Origin of the sequence: Nitrosomonas oligotropha (assembly GCF_009833085.1) — a bacterium.
GTDB classification, from domain to species: domain Bacteria; phylum Pseudomonadota; class Gammaproteobacteria; order Burkholderiales; family Nitrosomonadaceae; genus Nitrosomonas; species Nitrosomonas oligotropha.
The window spans coordinates 58,160-71,538 of record NZ_QRBZ01000004.1 but is presented as its reverse complement, the minus strand read 5'-3'; the positions used below and the strand labels follow the sequence as shown (position 1 = coordinate 71,538).

The 13,379-nt window shown below is 51.1% G+C and carries 13 protein-coding genes and 1 tRNA gene; 6 read left to right on the top strand and 8 right to left on the bottom strand.

The window, feature by feature from the left end:
- Positions 1-13 precede the first annotated feature (13 nt).
- From ABD07_RS14750 to ABD07_RS02070, 6 genes are all read left to right on the top strand, one after another.
- Complete coding sequence (locus ABD07_RS14750; RefSeq protein ID WP_205010645.1) at positions 14-1,369, top strand: dockerin type I domain-containing protein; 1,356 nt, start codon at positions 14-16, stop codon at positions 1,367-1,369.
- A 92-nt stretch (positions 1,370-1,461) separates the two neighbouring features.
- Entirely contained in the window at positions 1,462-2,244 is a 783-nt protein-coding gene (locus tag ABD07_RS02090) for a hypothetical protein (RefSeq protein WP_160816906.1), read from the top strand.
- Positions 2,245-2,659: 415 nt separating this feature from the next.
- The gene (locus ABD07_RS02085; protein WP_160816905.1) at positions 2,660-3,379 is read left to right on the top strand and encodes a c-type cytochrome; all 720 of its coding nucleotides are present in this window, start codon (positions 2,660-2,662) and stop codon (positions 3,377-3,379) included.
- Complete coding sequence (locus tag ABD07_RS02080; protein WP_160816904.1) at positions 3,376-4,656, top strand: cytochrome c; 1,281 nt, start codon at positions 3,376-3,378, stop codon at positions 4,654-4,656. Before ABD07_RS02085 ends, ABD07_RS02080 begins: the two co-directional genes overlap by 4 nt.
- A gap of 541 nt (positions 4,657-5,197) precedes the next feature.
- Complete coding sequence (locus ABD07_RS02075) at positions 5,198-7,273, top strand: carbon starvation CstA family protein (protein ID WP_108697612.1); 2,076 nt, start codon at positions 5,198-5,200, stop codon at positions 7,271-7,273.
- A gap of 12 nt (positions 7,274-7,285) precedes the next feature.
- Positions 7,286-7,486 carry a YbdD/YjiX family protein gene (locus ABD07_RS02070; protein ID WP_108697611.1) on the top strand — a complete coding sequence of 67 codons (201 nt, stop codon included), beginning with the start codon at positions 7,286-7,288 and terminating at the stop codon, positions 7,484-7,486.
- Here ABD07_RS02070 and ABD07_RS02065 read toward each other — a convergent pair.
- The 8 genes from ABD07_RS02065 to ABD07_RS02030 all read right to left on the bottom strand — a co-directional run bounded on the left by ABD07_RS02065 (position 7,483) and on the right by ABD07_RS02030 (position 13,311).
- Positions 7,483-8,031 (bottom strand): phosphatidylglycerophosphatase A family protein, encoded by a 549-nt coding sequence (locus tag ABD07_RS02065; RefSeq protein WP_160816903.1) that lies wholly within the window; start codon positions 8,029-8,031, stop codon positions 7,483-7,485. The two genes, ABD07_RS02070 and ABD07_RS02065, sit on opposite strands and share 4 nt — an antisense overlap.
- Positions 8,012-8,983, bottom strand: a complete 972-nt coding sequence (gene thiL / locus ABD07_RS02060; protein ID WP_160816902.1) for a thiamine-phosphate kinase — start codon at positions 8,981-8,983, stop codon at positions 8,012-8,014. Before thiL ends, ABD07_RS02065 begins: the two co-directional genes overlap by 20 nt.
- A 12-nt stretch (positions 8,984-8,995) precedes the next feature.
- The gene (gene nusB / locus ABD07_RS02055; RefSeq protein WP_108697608.1) at positions 8,996-9,496 is read right to left on the bottom strand and encodes a transcription antitermination factor NusB; all 501 of its coding nucleotides are present in this window, start codon (positions 9,494-9,496) and stop codon (positions 8,996-8,998) included.
- A complete protein-coding gene (gene ribH / locus ABD07_RS02050; protein ID WP_108697607.1) occupies positions 9,493-9,975 on the bottom strand; it encodes a 6,7-dimethyl-8-ribityllumazine synthase in 483 nt (160 codons plus the stop codon). The genes nusB and ribH overlap by 4 nt, the downstream gene beginning before the upstream one ends.
- A 68-nt stretch (positions 9,976-10,043) precedes the next feature.
- The gene (ribBA, locus tag ABD07_RS02045) at positions 10,044-11,135 is read right to left on the bottom strand and encodes a bifunctional 3,4-dihydroxy-2-butanone-4-phosphate synthase/GTP cyclohydrolase II (RefSeq protein ID WP_160816901.1); all 1,092 of its coding nucleotides are present in this window, start codon (positions 11,133-11,135) and stop codon (positions 10,044-10,046) included.
- Positions 11,136-11,150: 15 nt separating this feature from the next.
- Positions 11,151-11,756, bottom strand: coding sequence for a riboflavin synthase (locus ABD07_RS02040; protein WP_160816900.1), 606 nt, complete (start codon positions 11,754-11,756; stop codon positions 11,151-11,153).
- A 68-nt stretch (positions 11,757-11,824) separates the two neighbouring features.
- A tRNA-Arg gene (locus ABD07_RS02035) sits at positions 11,825-11,901 on the bottom strand.
- A 126-nt stretch (positions 11,902-12,027) separates the two neighbouring features.
- Positions 12,028-13,311 carry an HlyC/CorC family transporter gene (locus ABD07_RS02030; RefSeq protein ID WP_160816925.1) on the bottom strand — a complete coding sequence of 428 codons (1,284 nt, stop codon included), beginning with the start codon at positions 13,309-13,311 and terminating at the stop codon, positions 12,028-12,030.
- Positions 13,312-13,379: the final 68 nt, after the last annotated feature.

Sequence of the window (13,379 nt, the reverse complement as noted above, 5' to 3'; positions counted from 1 at the left end):
TGGAATTGTTATATTGAAAACATCAGCCGGTAAAACTTATCTTTGCTTTTATCTACTGCTTACTGTTTTGCTATCCGGCCGGCAAGCTTTTGCCGTGCATCTGGATGTTGAAGTCTGGGGGCAAGGCAATGCTCTGTTTACAGGCTATTGCCGCACACCCGGCGCGGTAGGCTGCGATCTGGATGGATTAGCCGAGGTATTGCATTTACCGGCGGGTACATTACCGATAGAAGCTGTGACCGGGAAACTGATTTTTCCAGCCGATTTTCAAGATCTGCCGGGTGGGGATTTCAAAACTAAAAACCCGGGATTCCAGTCGATTCAAAATGCATTGTTACCGAATGAATTACTGAGTTATCGGGCACTGGGAGCGCTCAAATACTGGGACCCGCTGTTATCCTCTTGGGGAAAACCGCCCGAAGGCATACAAATCAGACTGTTTGGCGGACTGGAAGCGAGCGCTGACATAATCAACGATCTATCCCAATGCGCCGGTCAGTTAATATGCTTCAGCGACGGAGTCTTCGGCAGTGACGGCAGCACCATTTTTTCTGCCAACGGCATCTCGGGCAATCCGGAGCTGGTTGTCGATATTACGGGAAGCAACGGTGTATTGCACACGCATCTGAGTTTCTTCCTGGAGAACCAGAAAGGTCAAATAGGCGGTCCCGCAGGCGCTTTCCTCATCGAAATGCAGCTTATCTCCAATGCCCGTTTCTTTCCTTCCGCGCCGTTTCTCATTTTATTCAACGCGGGTTTGCGTGAAGATGAATTCGCCGCGGCATTGTTAGCGCTTACTGGCGGAATCACGGCCCCTGACCCGGATCCACCGCAACCGTTCATTCCTGCATCTATTCCGGGTGACGTTGATTTCGATGGCGATGTAGATCGCCTCGATGTCGCATTGATTTTACTAGCCGCGCAAAACAATGATCCGGTGCGATCCAGCAATGCCATGCTCGACGTCGATCATGACGGTGTCATTAACCGCGCCGACGCATTTCTGGCTAAACAGTTATGCACGTTGAGGCTGTGCAACATTCCGGTCTTGGCTCCCGCCACAGTTTTGAATGTTGCGGCAGTCTACGATGCAAAGAACAGCATATTGGACTTGAACGATATTCAAGTGAGTAATCTACATTATCGGGCGCAGTTGCAGTTAGAGGATAACAACTTATTCGAGCTGAATTCGCTGCAACTGGACAAATCGCGCTATGCCATACCCGCACGTTATGACATTGAAGCTGCAATTCTGGAAATCCCTTCGGTTTATATCCACGAAAAAAATTATAAGGCGACTCTGCGCAACATCGGGGATTCCAAGTTCCGGCTGGAATACTTTGAAGAGATAGACACAATTTTTAAGTAATTGACTGATTTTACCAGGAGGATAACGACAGAATTAATTTTGCAGCACGTATCAATCAAAACAGTAATTTAAAAAACCTAAGAGGCTTGATCATGCATAAAAAAATACTTATTGGGTTAGTAACTGTAGTTGCTAGCTGGTTCTTTTCATCCGTTAACGCGGCTGAGCATCATCATGAGAGCGACATACAACCTTGGAAAATCGGCGCGGAAATATTCGTTAACAGCAATTTATTCGAGCCTGATTTTGGTGATATCGGCGGAGGATTATATGCAACCGATGAACCGGGGTTTGATGTTCACATAGAAAAAGGAGCATTTACACCTGGCAACTGGCTGCGTTTCCAGCCTACCGGCAAATTGTTATTCTGGAACGGCTCCGAATGGAGTTCGGCAATGCCAAATGGAGAGCAGATTGAGATCACCGACGCGCTTGATAATATCATTTCGTATCGCGCGGACGGAACGAGCAGTATTCCAGGTGTTATCGGGGAAATTGGCAGCGACGGCGGATTGCACGATCACTTGAAAATGTCTATTCTCAATGCATCCAATACGTTGGGCGGCAGTACCGGCGCATATCGCATCGAACTCAAATTATTTGAATCTAAAGCCAACAGCGATACTTCGGTCGCTATTGCCGCATCTCCTATCGCAATCGTTTTTAATCGCGGGCTTGCGCAAGATAAGTTTGAATTGGCCGTCTCAGCGGCCGCAGACCTGAAAGACAATTCAGTTTTCGTCGCGGAAACAGGGATGTTAACTATCCAGCGAGTCAAAGCATTGGGCTCATATTACCAAGCAAAACTAAGACATCTTGGCGACAACAAATTTGAACTGATCGATGTCAAGGAAATTCCTGAAACCAAGGAGTGAAAGATACCTTTAACTTCCTATTACAAAACCCCAAAAAGGATAAGGGGCGTTGCGGCAAGAGGTGATACTCGATCACCTCTTGCCGCAAAAGTAGCGTGATGATCAGGCAAGGCAAAATCAAACGAAAAAGCATACTGTTTGCGAGTGATCAATGCGTGTTCTGAATTTGATTTCAAGGCGGCATCCTGGAGCATAGTAGTTTCTCAGCGTATCCCCAGGTTTTCCGGAGGGATATCACCCGGTTGTCTGGATTGCAGGTAGTGATATACACTGCAATCCTGTACCGCAATTCTGCACGTCGGCTACCGGAATGGCTCGTTCGTTCCACAGGACAGTTTGACGCCAATACGGAACTTCAGGAGAGCATTCTGAAGATTGACCGGTGTTTTAATTTTTTTCATGGACCCACATGTCAATGAAGTTTTTTGCTTTTATCTTGTTAGCGATGATTCCCGGCCTGACAAGCGCTGCCGGACCGGCATCATCCGGACTATCCGATACCTTGGAAGAACGCGTAAAGCCCTGCATCATCTGTCACAGAGATGCTGACCGGATAGACCGGGATGCCTATTTCCCGCGTATTGCGGGCAAACCGGCCGGTTATCTCTTTAATCAGTTGCGTAATTTTCGTGATGGGCGGCGCTATTATCAGCCAATGGCCATTTTGCTCGAAAACATGTCGGATGATTACATGCGCGAAATCGCAGAATATTTTGCTGCCCAGCCCTACGCTTATCTGGAGCCGGTAGCGCCCGCACTGACACCGGATGAAATCAAATCCGTGGAAACACTGATGTATTCCGGCGATCCCGAGCGCGATCTTCCGGCATGCGGTGCTTGTCATGGCAAAACGCTGATGGGCGTGCAACCGGCCATTCCCGGTCTGCTGGGCTTGCCGCATGCCTATCTGGCGGCACAATTCGGCGGCTGGCGCAATGGTGGAATCATGCGCGGCCAGATACCGGATTGCATGTCGGAAATAGCCAAGAAACTAACTCAGGAAGAAGTCAATGCACTGGTGCAATGGCTGCCCGGCCTGCCGGTATCGGGACAATCCGCTGCAGCGGATGCGCTTACCCCTGAACTGGCGCAGCGTTGCCGGACTATTTTGTCCGGAAAAGAGGTGACACGATGAGAAATTCAAATACAACAAGATTGGCGGGCATAGGGCGGATCATCGTTTGCGTTATAGGCGGTTTGCTATCCCTGGCGCACATGGCATCGGCTCAGACACCGGCTGACTCCGATACCGATCAAGTCCGGCGCGGCGAATATCTTGCCCGGGCAGGCAACTGCATGGGGTGCCATACCACGCGCGGCGGCGAGCCTTACGCTGGCGGGCGCAAGCTGAATACGCCTTTCGGTCAATTCGTCACGCCGAATATCACACCGGATAAAGAAACCGGAATCGGCGGCTGGAGCGACGAGGATTTCTGGCAGGCGCTGCATTATGGAAAGTCGAAGGATGGCCGTAATTTGTACCCGGCTTTTCCGTATACCGAATATACCAAGATTACCCGGCCGGATGCCGATGCGATCTTTGCCTATTTGCGTTCGCTACCGCCTGTCGCACAAACCAATCCGCCCCACAAGATCAGTCCACCCTACGATAATCAGACGCTCCTGTATCTTTGGCGCAAGTGGTATTTCAATGAAGGCGTCTATCAACCGGACAAATCGAAAAGCGATGAATGGAACCGGGGTAATTATCTGGTTCAGGGACTCGGACACTGCAACGCCTGCCATACTCCGCGAAATGTATGGGGAGCAAGTCAGGACGATAAGCTGACGGGCGGTAAAATCATGGGCTCCTACTGGTATGCGCCCTCGTTGATATCCCCGCGGGAAGCCGGGGTCAGTGAATGGCCGGTCGAGGATATTGTTGAACTGCTATCCACCGGGATCAACGGCCATGCCGTGACTTCCGGTTCTATGGCCACGATTGTCCGGCAAAGTTTACAGTATCTGTCGGACGATGATATCCGTTCGATCGCGGTTTACCTTCAATCCCTGGGCGAGAAGAAAGACAACGCCAAAGCACCCCGGAAAGCCCGCAAAATGCCGGAACAAGTGCGCCAGTACCTAGCCCTCGGACAGGAAGTATATGAAAAACACTGCCAGGACTGTCACGGCCAATCTGGCGAAGGCGTACCGAAAATATATCCCCCACTAGCCGGAAACCGCAGTGTAACCATGAGCTCCCCGCTGAACACAATCCGCAGCGTGCTGTATGGCGGGTATCCGCCTGCCACGGCCGGTAATCCAAGACCTTATGGCATGCCGCCGTATCAGCATTTCATCCGCGATACCGAGATTGCCCAGGTAGTTTCTTATATCAGGAACGCATGGGGAAATCTCGGCAGTCTGGTGAGTCCGGAAGATGTCGATAACAGCCGGGGCAGCGAATTCTGAGTCGCTCCGGTTATTACTGAGATTTTTTGGTTTACGTCGAGCTGCAATAGCGCGGTATTCCACCAGACCCGATCACTAGCTGCTGGTGCTTGCATCAAACCTGGCATGATTTCGTTTCTGCCGGGTTTGATGCGCACCGCGACCGCGCTCTGCGATTACAATTCGATTCCAGTGCCCTTGAATCTGCTTGATTCACCTTCTCTTAATTCAAATACTTCAACCCAAGTAGGGTGACTTTCCCCTCTAGCGTTTAAAAGCGCAATCCGGATAATCGTAGGCGCATAATTTTTTTGGAGCGTGTCTGTGAAAGCAGCAAATCCTGCTTTGATGGTGCTTGTATTACTTTAATCTGTTTGTGCCACAACCGGTTAAGCAAGGGATAGCAACCTAACCAAAACCACTCAATTTCTGGCAAAGCACCGGTATCTTAAAATAACGATAGCTCTTACAGTGATAAGGAATTGGCGGTCACGTTCGATCAGAATAACGCGGTTTCGCAATTCTCAGTAAAATAAGAGCAGTTTTTCTACTAGGAACCTTTATGAATCTGTTAATAAAATATCTTGTCTGGATAGCTCTGTCTCTCGCCGGAGCTTCCGCTCTCGCGGTCATTGCCTTGAATCGCGGTGAATCGATCGGCGCAATCTGGATCGTCATCGCAGCGGTGTGCGTTTATCTCATCGCTTTCCGTTTTTACAGTCTGTTCATTGCGAACCGGGTGTTAAAGCTGGATGAAAGGCGTATGACACCGGCGTATAAGCATAACGACGGTTTGGATCATGTGCCGACCAATAAATATGTGCTGTTCGGCCATCACTTCGCGGCGATTGCCGGGGCGGGTCCGCTGGTGGGGCCGATTCTAGCGGCGCAGATGGGTTATTTGCCGGGCATGCTGTGGCTGTTGGCCGGGGTGGTATTTGCCGGTGCGGTGCAGGATTTCATTGTGCTGTTCATTTCCACGCGGCGCAATGGCCGCTCGCTTGGGGATTTGATCAAATCCGAGCTGGGGCAGTTGCCCGGCATGATTGCCATGTTTGGCACGTTTTTCATCATGCTCATTTTACTGGCGGTATTGTCCTTGATCGTGGTTAAGGCACTGGCCGAATCGCCGTGGGGCACGTTTACGGTGGCGGCGACCATCCCGATTGCGTTGTTCATGGGGGTTTACGCACGTTATTTCCGTCCTTGCGCCATCGGCGAAGTGTCGATCATCGGTTTTGTGCTGCTCATGCTGTCTATCGTCGCCGGACAATATGTGCAGGAAGATCCTGAGTGGGGGGCGATGTTCACGTTGAGCGGCGAGCAATTGACCTGGTTGTTGATCGGTTATGGCTTTATCGCGGCGGTTCTGCCGGTCTGGCTACTGCTCGCGCCGCGCGATTATTTATCGACTTTTTTGAAAATCGGCACCATCGTCGGCTTGGCCATCGGCGTTATTGTGATTTCGCCGGAGCTGAAAATGCCCGCATTGACGCAGTTTATCGATGGTTCCGGCCCGGTCTGGTCGGGCGATTTGTTTCCTTTCCTGTTTGTCACGGTGGCTTGCGGCGCGATTTCCGGTTTTCATTCACTGATCGCTTCGGGTACCACGCCTAAGATGATTTCGTCGGAAATGGATGCACGCTTTATCGGTTACGGCGCGATGCTGATGGAATCGTTCGTTGCCATTATGGCGCTGGTTGCCGCTGCAACCTTGGAGCCCGGCATTTATTTCGCCATGAACAGCCCGGCGGCCATTATCGGCACCACGGCGGAATCGGCGACGCAAACGATCACCCAATGGGGATTTTATGTAACGCCGGAAATGATTCACCAGACCGCGCAGAATGTCGGCGAACATAGCATTATTTCGCGTACCGGCGGCGCACCGACGCTGGCGGTCGGCATGGCGCAAATTTTGTCGGAAGTGATCGGCGGCACCGCGATGATGGCTTTCTGGTATCACTTTGCGATTTTGTTTGAAGCATTATTCATTCTGACCGCTGTGGATGCCGGAACACGCGCCGGACGTTTCATGCTGCAGGATTTGCTGGGATCGTTTGTTCCCGCCATGAAACGCACCGACTCAGTCGTTGCCAGTCTGGTTGCCACCGGCCTGTGCGTCGCTGGTTGGGGATACTTTCTGTACCAGGGGGTTATCGATCCGCTGGGTGGTATCAATACGCTGTGGCCGTTGTTCGGTATTGCGAACCAGATGCTGGCGGGGATCGCGCTGATTCTGGCGACCTGCGTGCTGTTCAAGATGAAGCAGGATCGCTTTGCCTGGGTGACCGTCATTCCGGTGGTGTGGGTCAGTGTTTGCACGTTGACGGCGGCGTGGCAAAAGATTTTCCACGATAACCCGCGCATCGGGTTTCTCGCGCATGCGGAAAAATATCAGGAAGCGGTGGCGCAAGGCATCGTATTAGCGCCGGCCAAGTCCATCGAGCAGATGCAACAGGTAATTTTCAATGACTACGTGAATACCTCGCTGGCCGGTCTTTTCATGGCGGTGTTGATCAGCATGCTGGTGTTTGGCACCCGGACCGTGCTGCAAGCGCGCATCGTTCGTCACCCAACGGCTCAGGAAGCACCGTTTGAATTATTACCCGCTTACGCGGCAAACGACAATAAATAATGGAGATTAATCATGTATAACAAAATTACTCTGACTTTGCGTCATTTCTCACAAAGCTTGCGATTGATGGTCGGCATGCCGGAATACAGCACGTATGTCGATCATATGAAAAGCACTCACCCCGATCAGGCCATCATGACTTACGAGGAATTCTTCCGCGAACGCCAGGAAGCGCGCTATGGCGCCAAAGGCAGGTTAAACCGGTGTTGCTAAAAATAGGTTTCGGACAAAACCCAGGCTTTCCATCCGGCTAGACACAGGAGCGTAAAGAAAGCGGCCACCATGTCATCGAACATGACGCCAAACCCGCCTTTCAGATGTTGATCGTAATACCGGATCGGCTGGGGTTTGGCGATGTCAAACAGGCGAAACAATGCAAATGCCGCCAATTGCCAGGCCCAATGATCGGGGGTGAAATACAGCACCAGCAGAAACGCTACGGTTTCATCCCAGACCATGCCGCCATGATCCGGATCGCCCAGCGCTTTGCCGCAAAGACCGCACGCCCAGATGCCGGTAATAAACATGATGTCGATCAGCAAGAGAAAATAAACCGGGCTCAGATAATGATTGAATAGCCAGAATAATGGAAAGGCAACGAGTGTTCCCACCGTGCCGGGAGCAAATGGACTGAGTCCCGCGCCACCGGAGAATGCGATGAAAGGAGCGGCATGGCTATAGACAAAATCCGCATTCGGCTGGAATTGCGGCGCTGGAGAACTGGGTGAATTGTCAATTTCAGGTGTTGAAGTGGTCATATCCTTTGCTATCCAATGTCATTGCCTTGCCTTGCGCATCTTTTACCGTCAATCCCGCGCCGGAATAAATTTCGCCGATACGGGCGAGCGGCAGAGATAATTCGCCGGACATTTTTTCAATTTCCCGGCGCTTTGTTTTAGCTGCCGTAAAGCATAACTCGTAATCATCCCCGCCCGCCAGCAGACAATCGATGGCCATTGATTGCTGCCGGTATTTTTTTAATACCGCTGAACAAGGTATATCAGTCATATTAATACAAGCGGCTACTTCTGAAGCAACCAGAATATGCCCCAAATCCGCTGCCAAACCATCGGAGATGTCGATGGCGCTGTGCGCCAGACCGGTCAGGCGTTGCCCTAGCTCGACCCTGGCTACCGGCGTCAATAACGACGGCAGACATTGCGCGATTTCTTCAGGTTCCAAGGTGATTTGTTGCAATTCATGGCGCAGCGCCAAAGCGGCATCGCCCAGCTTGCCGGAGACCCAGATGTCATCGCCCGGTTGCGCGCCGCTGCGGCGTAACGCTTTTCCGGCTGCAACCTCACCGATGATCTGTATGCCGATATTCAATGGCCCGGCGGTGGTATCGCCGCCGATCAATTCGACATGATAGCGGTCAGCAAGCGCGAAAAAGCCTTGGCTGAATTCTGCCAGCCATGCTGTATTCTGGTTTACTAATTCTTCCGGTAGTGTCAGCGCCAGTAATGCCCAGCGCGGCTTGGCGCCCATGGCAGCCATGTCGGATAGATTAACCGCCAGGGATTTGTAGCCGAGCCGGTAAGGATCGGCATCGGCAAAGAAATGCCTGCCGCTGACCAATGTGTCGGCCGATATCGCCAATTCTGTTCCGGCCGGTACACTGATGAGTGCCGCGTCGTCACCGGCTCCGAGTATTGCATTCGTTACAGGCCGCTTGAAATAGCGGCGGATGATATCGAATTCCGAGGCCACGCGGGTGTGATACTAGAGGCGGTTTTTTACCGGTCTGGGCGCCGAGGTTTCAACAGCGCGCAGCTGAATGGCCAATTTATCCAGCACGCCATTGACATACTTATAGCCGTCGCTGCCGCCGAATGTTCTGGCCAGTTCAATGGCTTCGTTGATGATGGCGCGGTAGGGGATTTCCGGGTGATGAATCAACTCAAAAGTGCTCAGCAACAAAATCGCCGACTCTACCGGACTGAGTTCATTCAAAGTACGATCCAAATGCGGCTGGATGATTGTTTCCAATTCCTCGGCATGCTGCACCACGCCATGCAGTACATGCACAAAATGCTTATCGTCGACATGCTTAAATTCGTCGGATTCGCGTAACTGCTGCTCGATAAAGCTGGCCGTACCGCCAGCCACTTGCCACTGATAGATACCCTGCACGGCAAATTCGCGCGCTATCCGGCGGCGGCTTTTGTATTTTTCCGTTTTGCCGTCGATGGATGGATCAGTTTCTGTCACGGCGTTGTTCATAAATCGATTTCATCAATTTTAATATGCAAATTGGCCATTTCCAGCGCAACTTGCGCGGACTCGGTGCCCTTGGTGCTCATCCGGGCAATCGCCTGATCCTCGTTATCGGTGGTCAATACGCCATTGGCCACGGGAATTTCCGCTTCCAGCTGCACCATCAGGATGCCGCGCGCCGACTCGTTGGCGACCACTTCAAAATGATACGTGTCGCCGCGAATCACCGCGCCTAAAGCAATCAGCGCGTCGAATTGATCGGACATGGCCATTCTTTTCAGCGTCAATGGAATTTCCAATGCGCCAGGAACGGTCGTAATCAGGATATTGGAATCCAGCACGCCATTCTTCTTGAGTTCCGCCGTACAGGCGCCAAGCAGACCTTCGCCGATATCGATGTTGAAACGGCTCATGACAATGCCGATGCGCAAATCCGATCCATCCAGATTAGGCTCAAACTCAAGTATTTCGTCATAGTACGGCATATCCGGCTCCTGTTATGTTAATTAGTTGCAATGGCGGCGTGATCACCGGGAATGGAGAATCATGGTTTTTATTTTTCCACATACCGTGTTACTTCCAGACCAAATCCCGTCATGCTGGGCATTTTTCTGGGTGTCGCCATTAACCGCATTTTTCCTACATTGAGGTCTTTCAATATTTGCGCGCCAATACCATGGTCGCGCAGATCCGGTTTGAGCGAGCTGGAAACATGCGTTTCCTGCGATTGTACACGTTCAATCAGTTTTGCCGGGCTTTCTTTCCGGTGCAGCAGGACGATAACACCTTGCCCCGCTTCGGCGATCAATTGCATCGCGTCATGGATATTCCAGGAATGCGTATTGTCATGAATGTCGAGCAAATCAACCACCGATAACGGTTCATGCACCCGCACCAATGTCTCGGTCGCCGGATTGATTTCACCTTTGACCAAGGCCAAGTGGGCGGTATTGGCAATTTCATCGCGGTAAGCCGCCAGCAGGAATTCGCCGTGCAGCGTTTGAATCGTGCGTTGCGCGACCCGCGTCACCAAGCTTTCGGTTTGGCTGCGGTATTGAATCAAATCCGCAATCGCGCCGATCTTGAGTTGATGCTTTTGTGCGAACACCATCAAGTCGGGCAATCGCGCCATGCTACCGTCTTCTTTCAAAATTTCGCAAATCACCGATGCCGCCGTCAAGCCCGCCATTCTGGCCAAATCGCAACCGGCTTCGGTATGTCCGGCGCGCACCAATACGCCGCCTTTTTGCGCCATCAGCGGAAAGATATGACCCGGTTGCACGATGTCTTGCGGCTTGGCATCGGGTTTGACCGCAACCTGAACAGTTCGTGCGCGATCCGCCGCGGAAATACCGGTCGTCACACCGCTGGATGCTTCGATGGAAAGCGTGAAATTGGTACCCAGCGGCGCGCGATTGGCCGATACCATCAAGGGCAAATCCAGCTGATGACAGCGTTCCTCGGTCAAGGTCAGGCAAATCAAGCCGCGCCCATGAGTCGCCATGAAGTTGATCGCTTCCGGCGACACAAAATCGGCGGCCAGAACCAGATCGCCTTCATTCTCGCGATCTTCTTCATCAACCAGAATGACCATTTTGCCCATTTTAAGATCGGCGATGATGTCTTGGATGGCGCTGATACTCATATCTGTCTACTCCGGCTAACTTTCAATGTTTAACAATCTTGCCACATAACGGGCCAGCATATCAGTTTCCAGGTTCACCAGCATGCCGGGGGCAAGTTCTTTCAGATTCGTCATCGCCAACGTATGCGGAATGAGATTGACTGAAAAAACATTGCCTTCAATCCGGTTGACCGTCAGGCTGACGCCATTGACGGTAATCGAACCCTTATGCGTTAAAAACCGCATGATGGATTCCGGCGCTTGAATGACCAATACAAAGCTTTCGCCAGCAGGTTCAAACTTCACCACAGTGCCAACAGCATCCACATGCCCGCTGACCAAATGGCCGCCCAGACGGTCGGACAAGCGCATGGCTTTTTCCAGGTTGACGTGAACACCGGTCCGGTCGAGCCCTTGGGTGCAATTTAACGTTTCTTGTGAAACATCGACGGTAAACAAGTCTCCGGTTAATGCTGTAACCGTCAGGCAGACACCATTGATGGCGATGCTGTCGCCCTGCGCCACATCGCTGAGATCCAGCCCACCCGAGGAAATATTTAGGGATAATCCGTGCTTGCTCTGTTCATGGATGGGTTGACTTTGTTTGATCTCCCCCACCGCTTGTACGATTCCGGTAAACATTTCAACGCGTTCTAGAAATTCATCATGGTATGAATGATTGGATATGCTTTAACGAATTAGAAAAACATTGGCGCGCCCAACACGATTCGAACGTGCGACCCCCGCCTTCGGAGGGCGGTACTCTATCCAGCTGAGCTATGGGCGCTTTGATGAATAAATCTTCAAGTCATAATTGCGGCGCAAGGATAACCGCTTTTGTTATTTCCGTCCAACCCGGTTTACTGATCGTTGCAGGGGTGCGCTGCAAGAATAATCCGTTCTGTCCTTTTAACTACTCGGCATGCTTCATCTCGGCCGTTACAGCGACAGGAAAGATTTTAACAGTTTTTACCACCCGGTTTTTAGTTTGAATCACTTCCATCGGGTAACCGGCAATGTTAAGACCGGTTCCGGCTTCCGGAATATCCTCGAAATACTCCAGGATCAGCCCATTCAAAGTTTTTGGCCCATCCAGCGGAAATTGAAAACCCAGCTTGCGGTTCAATTCGCGCAGCAAGGTGCTGCCTTCGACAATAAAACTACCATCGTCCTGTTTCGAGAAAGTACTGGCCAGATTAGGCGCTTGCGTGGTGAATTCACCGATGATTTCCTCAACAATGTCTTCCAGTGTGACCAGCCCCAGCCATTCGCCATATTCATCGACGACCAGACCGACTCTTTTCTGGTTTTCCTGGAACAATTGCAGTTGCGAAAATAAGGATGTTCCGGAAGGAACGAAATAGGGCTCACGCATCACTTTTTCAAGCGTAGCCGCGGTTATTTTTCCTCCCTGCATTTGATTCAATACCTTGCGCACATGCACAATGCCGACGATATTATCCAGGCGTTCACGATATAGCGGCAAGCGGGTATGGTGGCAAGTCAGCAATTGCGTATGAATAATTTCGTCATCCGCGTTCAGGTCTATCGCTTCGATCTGGCTACGCGGCACGATGACATCGTCAACGGTAATCGTTTCCAGATCGAACAAATTCAATAGCATGCTTTGATGCTTGTGCTGTATAAAATGTCCGCCTTCCAGTACCAATGTTTTCAGTTCTTCCGTGCTGATCTTCTGCTCCAGGCTGCCTTTTTGCGGTTTTAACCGGAACAGAATTAGCAATCCGCTGACGAATAAATTAACGAACCATACAATGGGATAGAAAATAATCAGCAATGGCGTCAATACATAGCTGGCGGCTAAGGCAATCCTTTCAGGATAAGCGGCGGCGATGACTTTCGGGGTGATTTCGCTGAATACCAGAATAGCAAAGGTCACAGCGATTGTTCCCATAAGCAAAGCAAAATCATCGTGAGCAAATAAAGTCGCAACAATAATGGCGACCAAAGTTGCGGAAGCGGTGTTCAGTAAGTTGTTGCCGAGGAGAATGACACCCAGTAAACGGTCTGTATGATCGAGCAACTTTATGGTCAGCCGGGCGCCGCGATGACCTTGCTTGGCGAGATGCCGCAAGCGATAGCGGTTAATCGCCATCATACTGGTTTCAGAGAGGGAAAAAAAGCCTGACAAAACTAACAAAAACACCAATGCAATCAGCATGATGTGCAACGGCATATCTTCCAAAAGTCACCTGTTACAAGTAATGGGAATCATAAAAACATTATATATTCTGAATCTAAGCA

Coding starts and splice junctions, on each gene's coding strand:
- ABD07_RS02090 (WP_160816906.1), top strand. CDS start 1,462: ATGCATAAAAAAATACTTATTGGGTTAGTAACTGTAGTTGCTAGCTGG.
- ABD07_RS02085 (WP_160816905.1), top strand. CDS start 2,660: ATGAAGTTTTTTGCTTTTATCTTGTTAGCGATGATTCCCGGCCTGACA.
- ABD07_RS02080 (WP_160816904.1), top strand. CDS start 3,376: ATGAGAAATTCAAATACAACAAGATTGGCGGGCATAGGGCGGATCATC.
- ABD07_RS02075 (WP_108697612.1), top strand. CDS start 5,198: ATGAATCTGTTAATAAAATATCTTGTCTGGATAGCTCTGTCTCTCGCC.
- ABD07_RS02070 (WP_108697611.1), top strand. CDS start 7,286: ATGTATAACAAAATTACTCTGACTTTGCGTCATTTCTCACAAAGCTTG.
- ABD07_RS02065 (WP_160816903.1), bottom strand. CDS start 8,031: ATGACCACTTCAACACCTGAAATTGACAATTCACCCAGTTCTCCAGCG.
- nusB (WP_108697608.1), bottom strand. CDS start 9,496: ATGAACAACGCCGTGACAGAAACTGATCCATCCATCGACGGCAAAACG.
- ribH (WP_108697607.1), bottom strand. CDS start 9,975: ATGCCGTACTATGACGAAATACTTGAGTTTGAGCCTAATCTGGATGGA.
- ribBA (WP_160816901.1), bottom strand. CDS start 11,135: ATGAGTATCAGCGCCATCCAAGACATCATCGCCGATCTTAAAATGGGC.
- ABD07_RS02040 (WP_160816900.1), bottom strand. CDS start 11,756: ATGTTTACCGGAATCGTACAAGCGGTGGGGGAGATCAAACAAAGTCAA.
- ABD07_RS02030 (WP_160816925.1), bottom strand. CDS start 13,311: ATGCCGTTGCACATCATGCTGATTGCATTGGTGTTTTTGTTAGTTTTG.